The organism is Bacillus infantis (genome assembly GCF_050107595.1).
GTDB lineage: Bacteria > Bacillota > Bacilli > Bacillales > Cytobacillaceae > Bacillus_AB > Bacillus_AB infantis_C.
The window spans coordinates 114,852-133,523 of record NZ_JBNILH010000012.1; the positions used below are offsets into that span (position 1 = coordinate 114,852).

20 protein-coding genes are annotated in these 18,672 nt (G+C 47.6%); 1 reads left to right on the top strand and 19 read right to left on the bottom strand.

Going from position 1 to position 18,672, the window contains the following annotated elements; genetic code table 11:
* Window positions 1-54 precede the first annotated feature (54 nt).
* The 15 genes from ACQCVH_RS21630 to ACQCVH_RS21700 all read right to left on the bottom strand — a co-directional run bounded on the left by ACQCVH_RS21630 (window position 55) and on the right by ACQCVH_RS21700 (window position 14,066).
* Window positions 55-1,239, bottom strand: coding sequence for a pyridoxal phosphate-dependent aminotransferase (locus ACQCVH_RS21630; protein WP_426837704.1), 1,185 nt, complete (start codon window positions 1,237-1,239; stop codon window positions 55-57).
* 31 nt (window positions 1,240-1,270) lie between these two features.
* A complete protein-coding gene (locus ACQCVH_RS21635; RefSeq protein WP_426837657.1) occupies window positions 1,271-1,744 on the bottom strand; it encodes a cell wall elongation regulator TseB-like domain-containing protein in 474 nt (157 codons plus the stop codon).
* Window positions 1,745-1,758: 14 nt separating this feature from the next.
* A complete protein-coding gene (locus ACQCVH_RS21640) occupies window positions 1,759-1,929 on the bottom strand; it encodes a YpmA family protein (RefSeq protein WP_224901011.1) in 171 nt (56 codons plus the stop codon).
* A gap of 242 nt (window positions 1,930-2,171) precedes the next feature.
* Window positions 2,172-3,020 (bottom strand): ComEC/Rec2 family competence protein, encoded by an 849-nt coding sequence (locus ACQCVH_RS21645; protein WP_426837658.1) that lies wholly within the window; start codon window positions 3,018-3,020, stop codon window positions 2,172-2,174.
* A gap of 75 nt (window positions 3,021-3,095) precedes the next feature.
* Window positions 3,096-5,900: an ATP-dependent DNA helicase DinG gene (dinG, locus tag ACQCVH_RS21650; RefSeq protein WP_426837659.1), complete on the bottom strand. Its 2,805-nt coding sequence runs from the start codon at window positions 5,898-5,900 to the stop codon at window positions 3,096-3,098.
* Window positions 5,901-6,110: 210 nt separating this feature from the next.
* Window positions 6,111-6,494 (bottom strand): aspartate 1-decarboxylase, encoded by a 384-nt coding sequence (panD, locus tag ACQCVH_RS21655; RefSeq protein ID WP_426837660.1) that lies wholly within the window; start codon window positions 6,492-6,494, stop codon window positions 6,111-6,113.
* A gap of 21 nt (window positions 6,495-6,515) precedes the next feature.
* A complete protein-coding gene (panC, locus tag ACQCVH_RS21660; RefSeq protein WP_426837661.1) occupies window positions 6,516-7,364 on the bottom strand; it encodes a pantoate--beta-alanine ligase in 849 nt (282 codons plus the stop codon).
* Window positions 7,361-8,197 carry a 3-methyl-2-oxobutanoate hydroxymethyltransferase gene (gene panB, locus ACQCVH_RS21665; RefSeq protein WP_426837662.1) on the bottom strand — a complete coding sequence of 279 codons (837 nt, stop codon included), beginning with the start codon at window positions 8,195-8,197 and terminating at the stop codon, window positions 7,361-7,363. The genes panC and panB overlap by 4 nt, the downstream gene beginning before the upstream one ends.
* Before the next feature lie 286 nt (window positions 8,198-8,483).
* Window positions 8,484-9,467 carry a biotin--[acetyl-CoA-carboxylase] ligase gene (locus ACQCVH_RS21670; protein WP_426837664.1) on the bottom strand — a complete coding sequence of 328 codons (984 nt, stop codon included), beginning with the start codon at window positions 9,465-9,467 and terminating at the stop codon, window positions 8,484-8,486.
* Window positions 9,452-10,642 (bottom strand): CCA tRNA nucleotidyltransferase, encoded by a 1,191-nt coding sequence (locus ACQCVH_RS21675; protein WP_426837665.1) that lies wholly within the window; start codon window positions 10,640-10,642, stop codon window positions 9,452-9,454. The genes ACQCVH_RS21670 and ACQCVH_RS21675 overlap by 16 nt, the downstream gene beginning before the upstream one ends.
* 1 nt (window position 10,643) lies before the next feature.
* Entirely contained in the window at window positions 10,644-11,780 is a 1,137-nt protein-coding gene (bshA, locus tag ACQCVH_RS21680; protein WP_426837666.1) for an N-acetyl-alpha-D-glucosaminyl L-malate synthase BshA, read from the bottom strand.
* Window positions 11,777-12,493 carry a bacillithiol biosynthesis deacetylase BshB1 gene (gene bshB1, locus ACQCVH_RS21685; RefSeq protein ID WP_426837667.1) on the bottom strand — a complete coding sequence of 239 codons (717 nt, stop codon included), beginning with the start codon at window positions 12,491-12,493 and terminating at the stop codon, window positions 11,777-11,779. Before bshB1 ends, bshA begins: the two co-directional genes overlap by 4 nt.
* Entirely contained in the window at window positions 12,490-12,906 is a 417-nt protein-coding gene (mgsA, locus tag ACQCVH_RS21690; protein ID WP_224900949.1) for a methylglyoxal synthase, read from the bottom strand. Before mgsA ends, bshB1 begins: the two co-directional genes overlap by 4 nt.
* Window positions 12,907-12,918: 12 nt before the next feature.
* On the bottom strand, window positions 12,919-13,719 hold the full coding sequence (gene dapB, locus ACQCVH_RS21695) for a 4-hydroxy-tetrahydrodipicolinate reductase (RefSeq protein WP_426837668.1): 801 nt from the start codon (window positions 13,717-13,719) through the stop codon (window positions 12,919-12,921).
* An 11-nt stretch (window positions 13,720-13,730) separates the two neighbouring features.
* Window positions 13,731-14,066 carry a nucleotide pyrophosphohydrolase gene (locus ACQCVH_RS21700; RefSeq protein WP_426837669.1) on the bottom strand — a complete coding sequence of 112 codons (336 nt, stop codon included), beginning with the start codon at window positions 14,064-14,066 and terminating at the stop codon, window positions 13,731-13,733.
* Between the two features lie 235 nt (window positions 14,067-14,301).
* On the opposite strand from ACQCVH_RS21700, the gene ACQCVH_RS21705 reads away from it, so the two are divergent.
* Window positions 14,302-15,174 carry a YitT family protein gene (locus ACQCVH_RS21705; protein WP_426837670.1) on the top strand — a complete coding sequence of 291 codons (873 nt, stop codon included), beginning with the start codon at window positions 14,302-14,304 and terminating at the stop codon, window positions 15,172-15,174.
* A gap of 65 nt (window positions 15,175-15,239) precedes the next feature.
* Here the strand turns inward: ACQCVH_RS21705 and ACQCVH_RS21710 are convergent, their stop codons facing one another.
* The 4 genes from ACQCVH_RS21710 to ACQCVH_RS21725 all read right to left on the bottom strand — a co-directional run bounded on the left by ACQCVH_RS21710 (window position 15,240) and on the right by ACQCVH_RS21725 (window position 18,637).
* Window positions 15,240-15,917, bottom strand: coding sequence for a zinc metallopeptidase (locus tag ACQCVH_RS21710; RefSeq protein ID WP_426837671.1), 678 nt, complete (start codon window positions 15,915-15,917; stop codon window positions 15,240-15,242).
* Between the two features lie 64 nt (window positions 15,918-15,981).
* Window positions 15,982-16,785, bottom strand: a complete 804-nt coding sequence (gene ypjB, locus ACQCVH_RS21715) for a sporulation protein YpjB (RefSeq protein WP_426837673.1) — start codon at window positions 16,783-16,785, stop codon at window positions 15,982-15,984.
* Window positions 16,786-17,031: 246 nt separating this feature from the next.
* Complete coding sequence (gene lhaT / locus ACQCVH_RS21720) at window positions 17,032-17,625, bottom strand: lipoprotein heptaprenylglyceryl N-acetyltransferase LhaT (RefSeq protein WP_426837674.1); 594 nt, start codon at window positions 17,623-17,625, stop codon at window positions 17,032-17,034.
* Between the two features lie 244 nt (window positions 17,626-17,869).
* Entirely contained in the window at window positions 17,870-18,637 is a 768-nt protein-coding gene (locus tag ACQCVH_RS21725; protein WP_426837675.1) for a c-type cytochrome, read from the bottom strand.
* Window positions 18,638-18,672 lie beyond the last annotated feature (35 nt).

Consider the following 18,672-nt stretch of genomic DNA (forward strand, 5'->3'; position numbering starts at 1 on the left):
CATTGGCCATTTCTGAAGCGCGGAAACATCTCTGCAGCAGTTATGCCCTTTTTATTACTGGGTCTTATCTGCCACAAACCTGCGGATACGTTCAACAGCCTCTTCCAAAGATTCAAGCGAGGTTGCATAGGAAAGGCGGATATTGTCCGGAGCACCGAAACCGGATCCGGGAATGACCGCTACCAGTGCTTCCTCAAGAAGCGCTTCGGCGAATGCATCTACATCTCTGTAACCAGTCATTTCGGCTGCCTGTCTCGCATTCGGGAATAAATAAAATGCACCCTGCGGCTTAATGCAGGTGAATCCCGGTATAGACACAAGCTTTCCGTAGATCTTTTCCAGCCTGCCTTCAAATGCCTGCCTCATCTCCTCAACCGGATCCTGTGTGCCGGCATAAGCCGCTATGGCGCCGTACTGGGAAGCAGTGGCCGGATTTGAAGTGCTGTGGCTCGCCAGATCGGTCATTGCCTTGATGATCCTGCTGCCGCCCGCTGCATAGCCGATTCTCCAGCCTGTCATGGAATGCGATTTAGAAACACCATTCACGATGATGGTCTGCTCTTTTAATTCAGGCGACAGCTGGGCAATGGACACATGGCGGTTATTGCCATATACAAGTTTCTCGTATATTTCATCCGATACAATCAGAATGCCTTTCTCAAGGCACACTTCCCCAAGCGCCTTCAGTTCTTCCTCCGTATAAAGCATTCCGGTCGGGTTGCTCGGAGAGTTGATGATGACTGCTTTGGTTTTCTCTGTAGCCGCATCCATCAGCTGCTGTGGAGTGATTTTAAAACCATTCTCCTCAGAGCCTTCCGCGTATACAGGGACGCCTCCTGCCAGTTTCACCTGCTCAGGATAGCTGACCCAGTATGGGGTAGGGATGATGACTTCATCTCCTTCATCAAGAAGCACCTGGAAAAGGGTGTATAGCACATGCTTCGCTCCGCTTCCGACAAAAGTTTCATTGGTTTTGTAGTCGAGCCCCTGGTCTTTTTTGAGCTTTGCAGCTATTTCGGCTCTCAGCGCGGGAAGACCTGCAGATGGAGTATATTTCGTGTGCCCCTCATTCATTGAAGCCAAAGCAGCATCTATGATATGCTGCGGCGTGTTGAAGTCCGGCTCTCCTGCCCCCAGCCCTATTACATCATGGCCCTGGGCTTTCAGCTCTTTTGCTTTAGCCGTTATTGCCAGCGTTGAAGAAGGCGTGAGTGCCTCCACCCTGCCTGCTAGCTTTATTTTCATAGCTTGCGCCTCCATTTCATCCTCATTATAAATTTTCAATCCGCTTGAGCATTTCCCCAGTTTCAAAATGAATATAATAATAATTGATCAGGCCGCCATTAGAGCGATAATACACTTCCCAGAGAGGAAAGCCCTTTTCCATCCCCAGCTTCGCAGAAATAATCTCTTTAGGCTGCTTTTGCCTTTGGACTATTTCAATGGCTTCTTGTTTAGATATGCCGTCTTTTGCATTTTTGACAACCGGCTTCCCTTTTTTCTCAGGAATCCAGACGATAAGCTCTGTTCCTTCTTTATCCTTTCCCTGCAGGACGTAAAAGGTTTCCTGTCCGTGATAAAGGGTAAAGCTGTCCATTTTCTCGAGTGCAGTCTCTTCTTTTGCCCTCTCAAATGCTTTTTCTGAAGCGGCTTTGACCGGCTCAGTTGAAGCAATATAAACTTTAGATGCTATCCCGATCAGAATGGCGGCCGCAATGATGCTGATGATGATCCATTTTTTCATATTATCACTCTGCTTTATGTACGATAAATGGTGAATACCGCTTTATTTTGATCTTCCTGGTCAAGTGCCAGGCCGAACATTAAATCTTTCTCCTTTAATGTCCTATTTAAGGAATCGACGATTTTATACAAATCGGGACTGTTGCTGATTTTTACAGTCGACAGCACTTCTATTTTGCTTTCCATTGTTCTGCTCCTCTCTCCGGACCTTTGACAAATATTGCAGCTGATAATACAGCCCGGACAGCTAATACTATCCTTATAACGGTCTTTGCCAATATTATAACAGGTGATGTTATCATCCGTTAACCAAAGATGCATGATTCACCAAAAATTTTCTTCTAGTCCACAACGTCTTTCAGCTGCGCAATCATGCGCAGCTTTTTTGAATAGTGCCGGGTGCGAGCCTTTCCTTTATGCCACACAGTCTACCGCGCTTCACCGGGGGAAATCGTGATCACCTCATAGTTTAAGTCAGTGAACTTTATTGTGACGGTCCCATGGACCCCGGTATAATACACATCGATCCATGCTTCATGCAGCATTTTGAAAAGGTCTTCATCGGGCCTCACTTTCCTGGATTGGAAGATGACGGCTATCTGAGGGTCAAGATGTTTGATCAGCTGCCCTGAAACCGAATTGCCCTGCCCGAAGCCTGGCATCTTCACTATATTTACATCCGAAAGATTTTTTTTGAGAAGGGCCTTCTCTGCATCAAGGCTGCTGGAATTGAGCAGCAGCACTTTATGCTTCATAAGTGTAAGCTCAAGATCCATCCCTTCTTTCGGGTTTTCATTTTCGAACAGGACCTCTGCCTTCAAATTATGGAAAAGCTGCTGCCTTGTGCCGGCGCTCCATATATGGATATTCACCTCTTCAAACTCTTCCAGCTCCTCCATCCGTTTCCGGGCCAGCCCCTGGCCGGCAACAAGCTGCTTAACACCGAATTCCCTTATGATGCTTCCGGCATTCACCATTGAGCTGGCATCTTCTTCAGTCATGATAATAGTCGATATTTGTTCCACATTATATAGTCCAAGAAGCTTTGAAAGCTCTTCCCCAGAGCCTTCACCGCCTGTATTAATAAGGATATTCTCTCCATCCGGATGCTGGATTAAGGCAGACTCCCCCTCCTGCAGCGAAAAAAACGTGATTGCCAGCTCATTGCGTTTAAGCTTTAAATCAATGCTTTTTACTTCTGCCGGCAGGGATGGAGTTTCAACCGGGACATAATACCAGTTAGTAAACAACATAAGAAAGGCGAATAGCATATTCATCTCGAATTCCTCCAATGCTATCCTTTAGAGTGTGTCATCCGAAAGATTTTATCCTTTAACCCGGAATATTTTACCTTATTGCAGCCAATCTTCCACAAGATCAACAATTGCATCCAGCGGGCTTACCTTCACTGGTATGCTTGGGATGGAATCAAGGAATGCCCTTCCATATGACGCTGTCACGATCCTCCGGTCAAATACGACAATAATTCCCCGGTCATTCCTTGTTCTGATCAGCCTCCCGACTCCCTGCTTAAAGCGAAGGACCGCTTCGGGGAGTGCATGCTCGGAGAAAGGCCGGCCGCCTCTGCTCTGAATCGCTTCCTTCCTTGCTTCTCCCAAAGGCTCATCAGGAGGAGAGAATGGCAGCCTGACCATCACAAGGCAGGAAAGATCTTCACCAGGAATGTCCACACCTTCCCAAAAACTGCTTGTTCCAAAAAGAATACTTTTGTCAAACCTCTGAAAGTTCCTTGTAAGCCTTGTCCTGCTTCCAGACGTAATTCCCTGGGCTATAAGGACATATTCTTCGAGAAAGCCGCTTTCTTTCACGAGCTCATAGGTCTTGCGGAGCATATCATGGGAAGTGAACAGAATCAGCATTCTCCCCTTTGCAGCTTCAGCCAGTGAGATGATATGCTCTGTAATCGCAGAAACATATTCTTCCTGGGAAACGGAATTGATTTCAGGCAAATCCGATGGTATGGCTAGCCTGACTTGTGAAGCATAGTCGAATGGGGACTCTATCTGTTCCGTCTGGCAGCTGAACCGGTCAAGTCCAAGTTCATCCATAATATAATCGAACGACTGGCCGACAGAAAGGGTGGCTGATGTAATAACAGCACTTTTCTTCTGGTTGAAGAAACCGTCCCTCAGATTTCCTGAGACAGTAATCGGCTGAGAATAGACAGTTGTCGCATTCTGCATCGCTCTGCCATCCAGCTCAACCCAGACAGCACAAGCTGTATGTTCGGCAAATATAGTTTTCCTGATGCTTTCACGGACATCCCCCAGCTCGCCGATGCAGGCTGAGACTTCCTCCAGCAGCGCCTGATCACCCGGTGCCAGTTCGCCGGATGAAGGCAGGAGCTGCTGAAGCCTTTCTTCCAGCGCTGTGATAAGGTCCAGGATAAGAAAAGAAAAGCGCTCTGCTGACGCCTCCACAGCTTTAAAATCCCGCGGGCTTATGTCAGTGAGACTGAAGCTTATTTTGCTGGATGCATATTTCCTTGCTTTCAATTTCCTCTTTCCATAAATACCCACCAGCTTGAAAAATTCATCCATCTCATACTGAAGATCAGCAACCAGCCTGTTGAGCTCAAAAGGATGAGGAGCACCATCCATAGCGGCCCTGCCTTCAAGCAGCCGTTCGAGCTTATAGAGGAGCTGCTTTTGTTCATAAAGTCCGATTTTTCCAAGCAGGAGACGGAGAGATAAATAATCAATATAAAAGCCAAAATGCTTTCCGGCCGCCTTGCTGAACTGATGTCCTTCATCAATGACTGCATAATCATAGGAAGGGAAAACATGGGTTTCACCTGAAAGACTGCTCAAAAACATAGCATGATTGGTGATGATCAGGTCTGCATTTTCTGCGCTCTTCCTTGCTCTATTATAAAAATCCCTTGATTTCCAGCCTGATTCACTGATGAATATGCTATCCCCATTTTGTATCTTATTCCAGAAAACAGCACCGCCGCTGGAAAGGTTCAGTTCATCCACATCGCCTGTAGCTGTTTCAGTCAGCCAGACCAGTATCTGCATTTTTGTAAGTGTAGTATCATAATTATCATCCGCTTCATTCAATGACTGCTCAAACCGGGCAAGGCTTAAATAATGCTTCCTGCCTTTTAATAGCACAGCACTGGCCGGGAAGCCCAGAATTTTTTCAAGCAGGGGGAGGTCCTTCGAAATCAGCTGTTCCTGAAGCTGGACAGTATAAGTGCTGATCAGCACCCTGGTTCCTTCCTCCCTTGCAAAAATGGAGGCCGGAAGCAGATATCCAAGCGTTTTCCCTGTACCGGTGCCTGCTTCAATCAGGGTATGCTCGTTATTTAAAAAGGATTGATAGACAGCATCCATCATGGCAAGCTGGCCGGGGCGCAGTTCATAATCCGGAAATGCCTTCTTAAGCATATCCTCTTTTTCCCGGCTTCCAGCGGGATAATCAGGAGCCGGCTGGCGGCTTGATGCTGCCTCCAGAACCTCCCCTGCCTTTATGGCGATTCCATTATGTATTTCAATCCCTTCAGGAAGTCTCTCCGCTGTCCCTTGCTTTTCGAGGAGGATATCTTCCAAAATTTGATCAAGGTCGCTTTTCAGACCTCCTGAAAGCTTCAGAAGCTGTTTGATCGTCGTCCGGGGCAATTCCTCCAGCCGTTCCAGGAAGATGTGAAGCAGTTTTGCTGTGGCATAGGCATCGCTGTCCGCCTGGTGAGGCCTGTCATGCACGATCCCTTCTTTTGCAGACAGGTCTGACAATTTATAGCTGTCAGAGCAGGGCAGCACCGTCCGTGCCAGCTCAACCGTATCGATGACCGGCCCATAAAAGCCCGGGAAGCCTGCATTCAGAAGCTCTTCCTGCAGAAAGGACAGATCGAACAGAACATTGTGCGCCACAAAATAGGCATCCTCCAATAGCTCCATCACTTTAGGAGCTATTTCTGCAAATACAGGAGCATCAGAGACCATGCTGTCATTGAGCCCGGTCAGCTCCTCGATGAAGGCCGGAATCTCCTTCCCGGGATTGAGCAGGCTGGAATATTGATCAATGATCTTTCCGCCTTCCATGACCACCGCAGCGAATTGAATGATTTTATCGCCCTTTTTGGCGCTATTTCCTGTAGTTTCCAAATCAACTACTACATATTTATTACTCATCGGTTACACCTCAAACATTCAGTCATTCAAACGGTATCACAAAAGCGGAAAATAAAAAAGGTAAACAGCCTTGCCTGTCGTTATTTTTCTTCCCTTCCAAGCAAGGTTTATTCAAGAATCAAAGGCGGAGAACAGAAAATCGGACCGCTGTAAAAAAGGCTGCATCGCCATTTATGCAATGCAGCCCATAAACCATATAGATGATGATGCTCAGAGAATGGTTGAAGCAGGCTCAGCATGGAGCAGCTCTGAGATGGTATTGCCTTCTCCCATAATGACTACCTTTGGTTTATGGGAATCTACTTTTTCCTCAGGGACAAGGGCATAAGAAATGATGATGACTGTATCGCCGACCTGTACAAGCCTTGCTGCCGCCCCGTTCAGGCAGACTACGCCGCTTCCCCGTTCTCCCGGGATGATATATGTTTCAAATCTAGCCCCGTTATTGTTATTGACGATTTGGACTTTCTCATTATCAGACATTCCTGCCGCATCCAGCAGGTCTTTATCAATTGTAATGCTGCCCACATAATTGAGATTAGCTTCTGTCACCTTTGCACGGTGGATCTTTCCATTCATCATGGTGCGGAACATGTCTTTTCCTCCGATCAGTTGTTAGACTGCAATGATTATATTATCTATCAGGCGTGCATGTTTGAATTTCACGGCAAGAGCAATGATGATCGTACCTTCTGTTCTATCTATCTCTTTTAACTCCGGATAAGAAAGAATCTCAGCATAATCGATGCTCCCGGAGCTCTCTCCCGTTATCCTGCTGCGGATGAACGCTTTAAGCTGCTCAGCATCCTTTGTACCTTCCGCAATCAATCGTGCTGCTTCTGACAGGCTCTTAAATAAAACCGGTGCTTGCTTCCGCTCTTCCGGAAGCAGCTTTACATTCCGCGAGCTTTTGGCAAGGCCGTCCGGCTCCCTTACCGTTTCCCCGCCTATGATCCTGACAGAGAAATTCAGATCATTTACAAGGCTCTCTATCACTGCCAGCTGCTGTGCATCTTTTTTCCCGAAATAAGCCTTATCCGGGGAAACGATATGAAATAATTTAGAGACAACCGTTGCTACTCCATCAAAGTGGCCTGGCCTGGATTTACCGCACAATACATCGGTCTTTCGGTTTACGACTACTGAGACGGAAGGAATGCCTCCGGGATACATGTCTTCCGGGCCTGGACAGAAAAGGTAATCGGCCCCTTCGGCTTCTGCCAGATGGGAATCCCGTTCAAAGTCCCTCGGATAAGAGTCCAGATCCTCTGCAGGGCCAAATTGAAGCGGATTCACAAAGATGCTCAGGACCATCACATCATTTTCTTCTCTCGCCCGCTTCAGCAGGGAAAGGTGCCCTTCATGCAGATATCCCATTGTAGGCACAAACCCTATTGTACGGCCTGCCTTTTTTTCATCCAGCATTAACTGCTGCATTTCTCCTGGTGTTGTAATGATCTTCATGATTTTCCTCCATAAAGTCCTGCCAGCTCTTCCTCTTTCATCGTATAGCTGTGCTCTCCGGCTGGGAATAATCCTGCCTTCACTTCAGTGATATAGGTTTTCAAGCCCTTCTCTGCTTCGTCATCCATGTTTGCATACCGCTTGACGAACTTCGCAATCCTTTCTGTCCCGTACGACAGCAGATCATGATAGACAAGGACCTGTCCATCCGTCCCCGCTCCAGCCCCGATACCGATGACAGGAATCCTCAGGATAGAGGAGATATCTTCAGCAAGCTGTTTTGGCACACATTCAAGAACAAGCGCAAACGCGCCCGTCTCTTCACATCTTTTAGCTTCGCAGATTAGCTTTCTGGCTGCTTCTGCATCTTTACCCTGGACTTTATACCCGCCAAGAACACCCACTGACTGGGGAGTGAGCCCAAGGTGGGCGCATACAGGGATGCCTGCTTTCGTTATGCTTCTTATCTTGTCAGCCACTTCTTCCCCGCCTTCGAGCTTCACTGCCATCGCGCCTGTTTCCTGGATCAGCCTGGCTGCATTGAGCAGGGTATCACGTTCAGGGAGATGATAGCTCATGAAGGGCATATCAATGACAATAAAAGTATTGGCCGCCCCTCTTTTTACCGCTTTTCCATGATGGATCATATCTTCCATCGTTACCGGGATGGTCGAGTCATATCCCAATACCGTCATGCCAAGCGAATCTCCGACTAGGATCATATCCATTCCGGCTTTTTCTGCCTGCCTGGCTGCCGGATAATCATAGGCAGTCAGCATCGCGATTTTTTCGTTCTTTTCCTTCATCTTTAAAAAATCCGTTGTTTGCTTCATCCTTCTTCCTCCCATTCGCAAGTACGGGCCTGAAAAGACCCGCCTCAAGACTCAGAGGAGATAAAACAATTGAACAACAAGCCGGCATATAAAAAAGGATCCCTCAAAAATTGCAGAAGGATCCTGTCGCGTCTTGGCTTCATTATTCGTTTCATCCCTCTGTCCCGGTCCATATGCTGGATCTAGGCAGAAACTATTCAATATAAAAAATGATAAAAAGGTGCAGTTCATTTATGATACTGCCCATTTGAATTATATCAAAAATGAAAAAAGTTAGCTAATAAAATCATGAATCCAGTTCAATATCAGCAGAGTAGACATGGTGGATTTCCCCAGCTTCATCTTCTATTCTAAGGACGCCTTCCTCAGTGATCCCTAGAGCCTTCCCGCTGATGCTGCCTGATATCGTCCTTGCCGTAATCTGCTTCCCTATGCTGACAGCATAGCTTTCCCAAAGGAGCCGGATCGGATAAAAGCCTTGTTCCATATAAAGCTTGTACAAATTCTCCAATTTCTGCAGGACAACCCTGATCAGCTCTGCCCTCGAAAAATTCCCGCCCTTTTCTATCGCCAGGGAAGTCGCTGTGCCCCTCAGCTCGTCCGGATAATCCTCAAGCTGCTGGTTCACATTGATGCCGATCCCGATGATGATTGAGAATATGCGGTCCGCTTCCGCCTGCAATTCTGTCAGGATACCTGTGACCTTCTTGCCCCCAATCAGAATATCATTCGGCCATTTGATCTGGGGGGAAAGGGCCGTACATTCCTCAATGGACTGGACGACAGCAACCGCTGCAAGGAGGGTCAGCTGCGGTGCACGCGGGAGGGGGATCTCCGGCCGGAGGATGACGCTCATCCAAATTCCTGTATATTTCGGGGAATGCCATTTCCTGTCCATCCTCCCCCTGCCGTTAAGCTGTTCTTCCGCCACTACAATCGTACCTTCAGGTGCATCATCGTACGCGAGCCTGTGCGCGATTTTCTGCGTCGAATCCACGCTTTCCTCATAATGGATTTCCGTACCGAGCAAGCTGGTTTTCATACCCAGGCGGATTTCATCGGCAGTCACCTTCTCTGTTGTCTTCACTATCCGGTAGCCTTTCCTCCGCACCGCTTCAAGCTCAAATCCTTCGCGCCTCAACTCTTCAATATGCTTCCAGACAGCAGTCCTGGAGCAGCCGATCAGGTCTGCCAGATACTGGCCGGACAAATATTCTCCATTGCTCTCCGTAAAGGCGGCAAGCAATTGTTTCCTCAGCTCTGATTGCACTCCAGCCACCCCCTTATTTCCTCTTTTTTATTTGCCAGACGTCCGGAGATAATGCTTTTTTCAACCTGGCCGAGCAATTCCTTCACCCAGGGCCCGCCTGGCTTCTGGAACCATTGGATCAAGTCATTCCCGGTAACATCCAGCTCCTTTGTACTCCGTATCGGAAGTGAAGCATATAAACGGGCAGGAACTTCCGCATCGGCACTGTCATCCCCCGCCGCCGCCAGAACCTTCTCTGCATTCCCGGCTGCCTCTGCCCCTGCCTCATAAACCGATTCAAGTGTCCAGCTCCGCTCTGAGCGGTACTGAAGCCAATAAAGGATCTTGCATATATGCCTGATCTTTTTGACAGGCATTTTCCAGCTTCTCAAAAAGGCTTCTGCGGTCCTGTAATCATGGCCAAGACCTGCTGACAGCAGAGTCCATCTTTCTTCGGATACAAGCCCGCTGCCCAGCTTTCCGGCAAATGATATCAACTCTTGCTTTTTCCCTGCCAGTCCTGGAAGATGCTGTGAGAGGCCTGTTTCTGCCATGATTTTAAGCGCCATAAAGCTGTTTTCGCCCGCAAGCAGCTTTTCAAACTCTGAAAGCTTTCTTTCAACCGCTATCTTCTCAAGAAGATAAGCTTCAGAAACCAGCGCCTCATAAGTCTCTCCATCTATTTGGAAAGAAAGCTGGCTGGCAAAACGCACGGCTCTCATCATCCTTAAAGCATCTTCGTAAAATCGCTCCAGCGGATTCCCAACGGTAGCGATCCTTTTGCTGCGGATATCCTCCTGGCCCCCGAAAGGATCAATGATGCGGCCGTCCTTTGCCATCGCCATGCTGTTCATTCTGAAGTCCCTGCGTTTAAGATCCTCATCCAGGGAACGGATAAAGTCCACCTTAGACGGCCTGCGGAAATCTTCATAATCCGACTCAGACCGGAAAGTGGTGACTTCATAGCTTTCCCCTGCGTAAAGCACTACGACCGTCCCATGCTCTATTCCGACATCCGCTGTTCTGGGGAAAATGCCTTTGATTTCCATCGGGGTGGCCGAAGTCGCTATGTCCACGTCAGAAATATTCTTTCCCAGCAGATAATCCCTGACAGATCCACCTACAAAATAGGCTTCATAACCGGCTGCTTCGATCCTTTCCAATACAGGTGCCGCCTTTAAAAAAACCGGATTCATATTATCCCTCATTCAACATTTCAAAATAAAGTCTCTCATACTCGCTGACTATTTGTTCGGCGCTGAACTTTTCCCTTGCAGTCTCTACTGCCCGATGTGAGAAGCTTGCATGCTTATCGGCATCCGCCAGCAGCCCGGCTGCTTTTTCCGCCATGCTCCCGATATCGCCAAGTTTGCAGATATATCCTGTTTCGCCGTCTGAGATCACTTCAGGGATTCCCCCGATATCTGTTCCTATGCAGGGAACACCGCACGCCATGGCCTCAAGCGCCACCAGGCCGAAGCTTTCTTTTTCAGAAAGGAGGAGCATCAGGTCGCTGATGGAATAAAGCTCTTCCACTTTATCCTGCTTCCCGAGAAACAGCACCTTCTCCTTCAGCCCGAGTTCTTTGACCTGCATGCAGACATTGGACATTTCCGGGCCGTCGCCGACGAGGAGCAGCTTGGCAGGCATTTCCGACGCAATCCCGGCAAACACCTTTACCACATCCTGCACTCTTTTGACTGCACGAAAATTAGAGACATGGATGACCGTTTTTTCATCTTCAGCTATTCCATATTCTTTTTTCAGATGATCAGAGTCAGTTTTCTGGTACACTCTATGGTCTATGAAATTATAGACAGCCTGAATTTCTTTTTCAGGATGTATCAAATCATTTGTTTGTGATATAAGAGATTTGGAAACAGCTGTCACCCTGTCAGACTTCTCGATTCCAAAGCGGATGCTGTCTTTCAGTGACGGCTCATATCCAAGGACCGTTATATCTGTGCCATGAAGCGTAGTGGCAATCTTTACATCGCGTCCGCTCATCTGCTTGGCAAGGATTGCACATACGGCATGGGGAACTGCATAGTGTACATGCATCAGATCAAGCTTTTCCCTGTTGATCACCTCAGCCATCTTGCTGGCCAGGGCAATATCATACGGCGGATATTGGAAAACAGAATACTGGCTCACTTCCACCTGGTGATAAAATATATTATGATACATCCGATTCAGCCTGAAAGGAAGGCTGGAAGAAATAAAATGTATTTCATGCCCTCTTTCGGCAAGGAGCTTTCCAAGCTCTGTAGCGACGACCCCTGATCCACCGACTGTCGGATAGCAGGTGATCCCGATTTTTAATTTTCTTGTCATGCTTCTCCACCCAATAAATCTTTATGTATTAGTACCGGCTTTTTAGACAGGAAGCCTTCAGCGTACTTAACTCCCGCTTCTCTCCCATACAGCCTTTCCCTTGCTTCTACATTTTCGATATAGCCATTTACAAGCGGAGTGTCTGCTGAATCCTCCGTCCTGACAAACTGGCTCTCATACGCCCTCAGGCTCGCAAGCTTTTTGTCCATAAAATCTGACACATCAATGATAAAATCAGGCTGATGGAAGCCGTTGATCATATAGAAATGAAGCCCGTTAACTTTGTGCGGGGCTAATCCGCTTTCAGGGTCCGCCCTGCGGATCCCTGCTGAAAATGCAGCTTCTTCCACGATTTTTGCACAGTTGCCGTGATCCGGATGCCTGTCTTCAAAATATGGCGCAAAGATGACAGCTGGCCTGTAAGTTCTGATCATCCTCGCGACAGCAGTAATAGCCTGTTCATTCAGCAGCAGCCCCCGGTCTGGCAGTCCAAGGTTTTCCCTGACAGAAACACCCAGGATGCCGGCTGCCCTTTCCGCCTCTTTTTTCCTGGTTTCTACAGTTCCGTTAGAGGAAAGCTCCGCACCAGTGAGGTCGCAGATGCCAATCTTTTTTCCTTCTGCTGCATACTTGGCAAGCGACCCTCCCATCCCGATTTCTACATCATCGGAATGGGCTCCAAAGGCAAGGATATCCAATTTGTCCTCTATCATAGAACCTCACCGTCTTCGCTCTTCACTATTTTCCTCCAGTCCAGATCGCCTCTTTCCAGGCCCTTTACAAGCAGCTCAGCAGTACCCATATTGGTGGCCAGCGGGATTGAATATACATCACACAGGCGGACCAAAGCTGAAACATCCGGCTCATGCGGCTGTACAGTCAGCGGATCCCTGAAGAAAAATACGAGATCCATTTTCTTATTGGCAATCAGTGCCCCGATTTCCTGATCCCCGCCGAGCGGGCCTGATTGAAAGCGGGTAATTGCAAGACCTGTTGATTCCATGATCCTTGAGCCGGTCGTCCCTGTTGCAAAAAGGGAGTGTCCCGCCAGAATATCTTTGTAGGCTGTTGCAAAGCGGATGATATCGTCTTTCTTTTTATCGTGTGCAATCAAAGCGATGTTCATCATATCCCCCCTTTATTCCATGATATTTTCAAGTCCGTAGACAAACAGGTCTGTTTTCATAACAGTCTCTACAGCAAGCTTCACACCGGACATGAAAGAGGCCCGGTTATATGAGTCATGCCTGATCGACAGGGTCTGGCCATCTGACCCGAACATCACCTGCTGATGGGCAATCAGACCAGGAAGTCGGACTGAGTGGATGCGCATCCCCTCGTAATCTGCACCCCGCGCTCCAGCCAGCGTTTCTTTTTCGTCTGGATGCCCCTGCCCTTTTGCATCCCTTGCTTCAGCCATCATTTCTGCTGTTTTCACAGCTGTACCTGAAGGAGCGTCAAGCTTCTGGTCATGATGCAGCTCAATGATTTCCACATCACTGAAATAGCGGGCTGCCATCTGTGAAAACTTCATCATTAGGACAGCCCCAAGGGCGAAGTTTGGGGCGATGATGCATCCCAATTCTTTTTCCCGGCATGTTTCTTCCAGTTCTTTCAGATCTTCCTTGCTGAAGCCGGTCGTCCCGACCACGGGCCTAACTCCATATGAAAGGGCAGTCCTTGCATGGTGCATGCCTGCCTCAGGGGTTGTAAGGTCGATCAGTACATCAGCTTCTGTCTGCCCCAGACAATTGGCCAGGTCTGTATAAATAGGCACATCTGCTCCAGTGAATCCATCAAGGTCACTGAGCATTTTCCCTTCGAATTTATGGTCTACCACCGCTTGAAGGGAGAAATGCCCAGTATTCAGCACTAGCTGAACGGCTTCCCTTCCCATCCGGCCGCGAGGTCCCGCAATCACAATTTTTATCTTATCCATCAGAATCTCTCCTACTCTTCAATTCTTGTCCAGCGGTCTTTATCCCGCGTATTAAATTTATTCATGACCCTGTCATGGGCTTCCTGCAGATCAATATTCATTGAATTGGCAAAGCAGATAAGGACAAAAAGCATGTCCCCCAGCTCATTTTCAATGGTATTGTCGTCTTCGGTCGATTTCTTTGGCTTTTCCCCGTAATGGTGATTCACTTCCCTGGACAGTTCACCCAGCTCTTCCGTCATCCGTGCAAGCATCGCGAGCGGACTGAAATATCCTTCTTTAAATTGGCTTATGTATCGATCAACCTCAGCCTGGAGATCTTTCATCGTTTTAAGATCGGATTCCATCTGGATTAGTCACCTCTTCCTTCCGCCTTCCTGAGGCTTTTGCATAAAGCAGCAAATTAGGCTTATCTTATAGACAATGGATGCTTTTTCTCTATCATGTTAGCCTAATGGAACAGCTTTTTACAAATATTTTTGACCGTCCGGCAGCTGGTATTCTGTCCGGCTTATTATTGCTCTGTCATCTTTTATTTTATATAATCTTATGGGTGATAAAAACAGGAAAAGAGGGAAATAAGTGCAAAACGGATTAAAATTCAAGAATATATTATTCATCCTGCTCGGTTCAGCAATCTTTTCTTTTGGAATTGTTCATTTCAATATGCAGAACAACTTGGCCGAAGGCGGTTTCACCGGCATTACCCTGCTCCTTTTTTTCCTATTTGAATGGGATCCCTCCTATACGAACTTATTGTTAAATATACCATTATTCTTTATAGGCTGGAAATTGCTCGGCAGGAATTCCTTTTATTACACCATGATCGGCACGTTCAGCGTCTCCCTGTTTCTGTGGATTTTTCAGCGCTATCAGATTGACATGCCGCTGAAGGAAGACCTCACTCTTGCCGCTCTTTTTGCCGGTGTTTCCATCGGCATTGGCCTCGGGATCATTTTTCGTTTCGGCGGAACAACCGGCGGGGTCGATATTATAGCGAGGCTGGCCCATAAATACATCGGCTGGAGCATGGGCAAGACAATGTTTCTTTTCGATGCCTGTGTCATCACATTATCGCTCATTTTCTACCTGACATACCAGGAAGCGATGTATACGCTTGTCGCCGTATTCGTAGGTGCCCGGGTGATCGATTTTATGCAGGAAGGCGCCTACGCCGCAAGAGGTGCGATGATCATATCCGATCAGAACGAAGCCATCGCCAGCAGGATCTTGAAGGAAATGGATCGAGGGGTGACAGTCCTGAAGGGGCACGGCTCCTTCACCAAACAGGATCGGGAAGTCCTTTACTGCGTAGTTGGCAAAAATGAAATCGTGCGGCTGAAAAGCGTCATCACCTCCGTCGATCCGCATGCCTTTGTCACAGTCAGCATCGTTCACGATGTCCTCGGCGAAGGTTTCACATTGGACGAAAATAAGAAGCCGATCGAGCATTAGAGAAACGGAGGGCGTTATTCACAAAATAAAGAAAACCAGCCTGAATGGCTGGTTTCTTCATTTTTTTAATCCTGCCTCTGCATGCCTGTAAAGATCATGATCAAGCGCAATAGCTCCAGAACCGCAACAGCAGCGGCTGCAACATATGTCAGAGCAGCAGCGTTGAGGACCTTCTTCGTTTCCCTTTCCTCATCATTGCGGATGACACCAAGTGAGACGACTTGATCCATTGCCCTGTTCGAAGCATTGAACTCAACCGGGAGGGTAACCACCTGGAAGAGGACGGCTGCCGCCATGAAAATAATCCCCAAAAGGAGAAGGCCGCTCAGCTCTGCAAAAATACCCACCATGATCAGCACCCAGGAAAAATTCGAACCAATGCTCGCAATCGGCACCAGCGAATGGCGGACCCGGAGGAATGCGTAATCCTGCTGGTCCTGCATGGCATGGCCAACCTCATGGGCAGCTATTGCAGCTGCAGCGACAGAATGGCCATGGAAGTTCTGCGATGAAAGCCTCACAGTCTTGGTCCGGGGATCATAATGGTCTGTCAGATGTCCCCTCGTTTCCTCAACATTGACATGATGCAATCCGTTGGAATCCAGAATCCTTCTTGCAACCTCGGCACCCCTCATATGTGAAGAAGCTGGTACCCTGGAATATTTGTTATAGGTGCCTTTTACCTTGAACTGCGCCCAGATCGGCACGAGGATGATGATCGCAAAGTATATCAGGAAATCCATGTTATTCCTCCCATTCATCTCTCTGCTGTAATTTAATCTATTGTATTTTTTCTGCTGAATGGTGTCAATTTTTTAGCTCTCTTTTTCTGCTCTTCTCTTTGTCCTGGTCACCCTTATATTTTCTCCAGCCGACATAGGATAATGTAAGGATGATGATGCTTCCTGTAGAAATAATGACCCACCAGAGCGAAGGATCGGCCTCATCGTCAGTCATTTCATCAAAAAGCGAGGATAAATCTGCTTCAAGGGCATCCAACTCCTGCTGGCTCGAGGTCTGGCTCACCACCTGAGGCCTGTAATGGTCTATGAAATTGACCCTGGTATCCAGCTGCTGAAGCCTGTCTGCCTCAAGGTCCACTTTAAGGGCAGGGTAGATGACGCTGTATAAGGTCAAAAAGGAATTCAGGCCTGAATGGAAAGCCTCGCTGTCGCCTGCATGGGCTGCCTCCTTCATCCCCCCGAACACATCCATGATCGGATCCTCCATTTCCGTCCATAAGGGCTGCCTGCTTGAGGTGATTGCATCAATAACCAGCCTGAACCTTGTTACCCTGTTCATCCGCTCTTTATGGTTCATATCAATGCTGGCCGCTGCTTCCACTGCTTCATCATGAGCATTGGAAACGATTCTAAGCTCATCCATATTGAACGGCCTTGCCTGTAAATTCCCGGATAGAAACTGGTCCGAAAAATAATCCAGTATCTTTTTTGCCTCTTCGTATTTTTGGATTTTGACCATCTGAAGAGCTTCATCAGAGAGCATGTCAAGTTTGTCCATTGAAGAGGAAGGCTGCTCTGCATATGCATATATGGAAAAAGGCATTAAAAGATAGATCAAAAACATGGATACGGCAATTTTTGCTTTCAATATTGTCCCCCCCTGCAATTACTATTAAAAATGTATGAGAGGTTGGACAAGGTTAGACCAAAAGTTCGTGCTAGGCAGGTATCAATTTTAAAGATGTCCGTGTTAAACTTTGCTGTTGAGTTGGTCATTCAGCCGGATTTTCCCCACACCCGAAAAGAGGTGTAAAATGGAGTTTTACACCCATGATTCCGAAATCAGCATGAAACACTAACAAAGCCTAAGAAAAAAAGCTCCCAAAATGGAAGCCTACTCAATCGTCAACTTTGTCCGGCCGGGCCTGATAGAGAACCAGTACACAAGGAACAGGGAGAATATACTCAGCCAAAAAGTAAAATAGCCAATCTCCGGTGTATATAAGTTCAGCACAGGATAGCGCGGAAGCATAAAGAATACATAATCAATTACATCATTATGGAGCGTCCATACAGCAGCGATAATCAGATGAATCCACTTGATACGGTAAAAGGGGGAATACAAAATTCCCTGGATTGCCATCGCAGCGTGGGATCCGATCAGCATCAATGCAATAGGATCGAGTTCGCCCGTCACTTTAAACACTAGCAGATTCATCACCACTGCCCAGACACCGTATTTAAAAAGCGTCACGGCTGCCAAAGCCTCTAAAAGAGGCCAGTTCCTTCGCATCAGGAAGGCAGCAAGGACAAAACAAAAAAACAAGCTGGCCGTCGGACTATCAGGAACAAACGCCAGAAAATGCGTCGGTGTATCCTTCAGCTGCCATCCGTACCAGTAATACCCATACACCGTTCCGGCAATATTGACCACAAGGAGCAGCCATAATACCGAGCGGTTCCCCAAAATAGGATAAATCCACTTCATACCATACCCTCTTCTCTCTATCATTATGGCTATATTTTATCACAGAGGAAAATAAAGGGGGAACTTTCCGCTATAACGTGCTGCGGCTGGCTTACACCAGCCTTAATTGCAAACCGCCGGATAACTGTGCCCGAAGATTGATTTTCCCCTTAACAGCAGGATAATAGACAAAGACTATTATTATCTAAGCGGCTGTTTAATATTGCATAAAAAAGAAGCCGGCAATTTGCCGGCTTCTCTTCTATTATTTACTTTCAATGCTTGAAATGAATTCAGAAAGCTTTTGAAGCTCTTCGTCAGTTCCTTTAAAGATTCCGGCAGGCATGGCACCTTTACCTTCTTTAGCGATCTGCGCCACTTCTTCAGGAGAAAGTCCTGTATCGATCAAGGCCGGAGCACCGGCTCCTCCTGCCAATTCACCGCCGTGGCAGCTGATGCAGCCTTGCGCTTCATAAATTTTATAACCTTCTGCTTCTTTATCGATCTCCGCTTCAGCAACGATCTTACCCTGCTGCTCTGCAGCTTCCCAGTCGTGGTTGGCTACAGATTCCCAAGTAAGATAGAAGATGCCTGCAATGGCAAGCAGCATGAAACCAGTTGCTAGAGGACGCTTAGATGGGCGCCTTTCAGGGCCGCGGTCGATAAATGGAGCAAGCATCAGCGCTCCAAAAGCCAGTCCGGGAATGATAAACGCCCCGATGACGTTATATGGTCCTGAAGCATATGTGTACTTTAATAGTTGGTATAAGAACAAGAAATACCAGTCTGGAAGCGGAATATATGCTGTATCGCTCGGATCTGCTATTTTTTCAAGCGGAGACGGGTGAGCGATAGTCAAACATAGATATCCGATCAGGAAAACGGCGCCGACCATCCATTCCTTCAATAGGAAGTTGGGCCAGAATGCCTCCGTTTTGCCAGGGTACTCCGAGTAGTCTTTCGGAATATTCGGTTTACGGTTCACAGGGACACGGGAGTCGCCTACAAACTTCATACCTTTTCCACGATGCATTGAGCATTCCCCTCCTTTTCAGTTAGCAGTATTGA

Bases quoted from the DNA above. Each gene is read 5' to 3' on its own strand.
- ACQCVH_RS21635 (WP_426837657.1), bottom strand. From the start codon at position 1,744: ATGAAAAAATGGATCATCATCAGCATCATTGCGGCCGCCATTCTGATC.
- ACQCVH_RS21640 (WP_224901011.1), bottom strand. From the start codon at position 1,929: ATGGAAAGCAAAATAGAAGTGCTGTCGACTGTAAAAATCAGCAACAGT.
- ACQCVH_RS21645 (WP_426837658.1), bottom strand. From the start codon at position 3,020: ATGAATATGCTATTCGCCTTTCTTATGTTGTTTACTAACTGGTATTAT.
- dinG (WP_426837659.1), bottom strand. From the start codon at position 5,900: ATGAGTAATAAATATGTAGTAGTTGATTTGGAAACTACAGGAAATAGC.
- panD (WP_426837660.1), bottom strand. From the start codon at position 6,494: ATGTTCCGCACCATGATGAATGGAAAGATCCACCGTGCAAAGGTGACA.
- panC (WP_426837661.1), bottom strand. From the start codon at position 7,364: ATGAAGATCATTACAACACCAGGAGAAATGCAGCAGTTAATGCTGGAT.
- panB (WP_426837662.1), bottom strand. From the start codon at position 8,197: ATGAAGCAAACAACGGATTTTTTAAAGATGAAGGAAAAGAACGAAAAA.
- ACQCVH_RS21675 (WP_426837665.1), bottom strand. From the start codon at position 10,642: ATGAATCCGGTTTTTTTAAAGGCGGCACCTGTATTGGAAAGGATCGAA.
- bshA (WP_426837666.1), bottom strand. From the start codon at position 11,780: ATGACAAGAAAATTAAAAATCGGGATCACCTGCTATCCGACAGTCGGT.
- bshB1 (WP_426837667.1), bottom strand. From the start codon at position 12,493: ATGATAGAGGACAAATTGGATATCCTTGCCTTTGGAGCCCATTCCGAT.
- mgsA (WP_224900949.1), bottom strand. From the start codon at position 12,906: ATGAACATCGCTTTGATTGCACACGATAAAAAGAAAGACGATATCATC.
- dapB (WP_426837668.1), bottom strand. From the start codon at position 13,719: ATGGATAAGATAAAAATTGTGATTGCGGGACCTCGCGGCCGGATGGGA.
- ACQCVH_RS21700 (WP_426837669.1), bottom strand. From the start codon at position 14,066: ATGGAATCCGATCTTAAAACGATGAAAGATCTCCAGGCTGAGGTTGAT.
- ACQCVH_RS21710 (WP_426837671.1), bottom strand. From the start codon at position 15,917: ATGGATTTCCTGATATACTTTGCGATCATCATCCTCGTGCCGATCTGG.
- lhaT (WP_426837674.1), bottom strand. From the start codon at position 17,625: ATGAAGTGGATTTATCCTATTTTGGGGAACCGCTCGGTATTATGGCTG.
- ACQCVH_RS21725 (WP_426837675.1), bottom strand. From the start codon at position 18,637: ATGCATCGTGGAAAAGGTATGAAGTTTGTAGGCGACTCCCGTGTCCCT.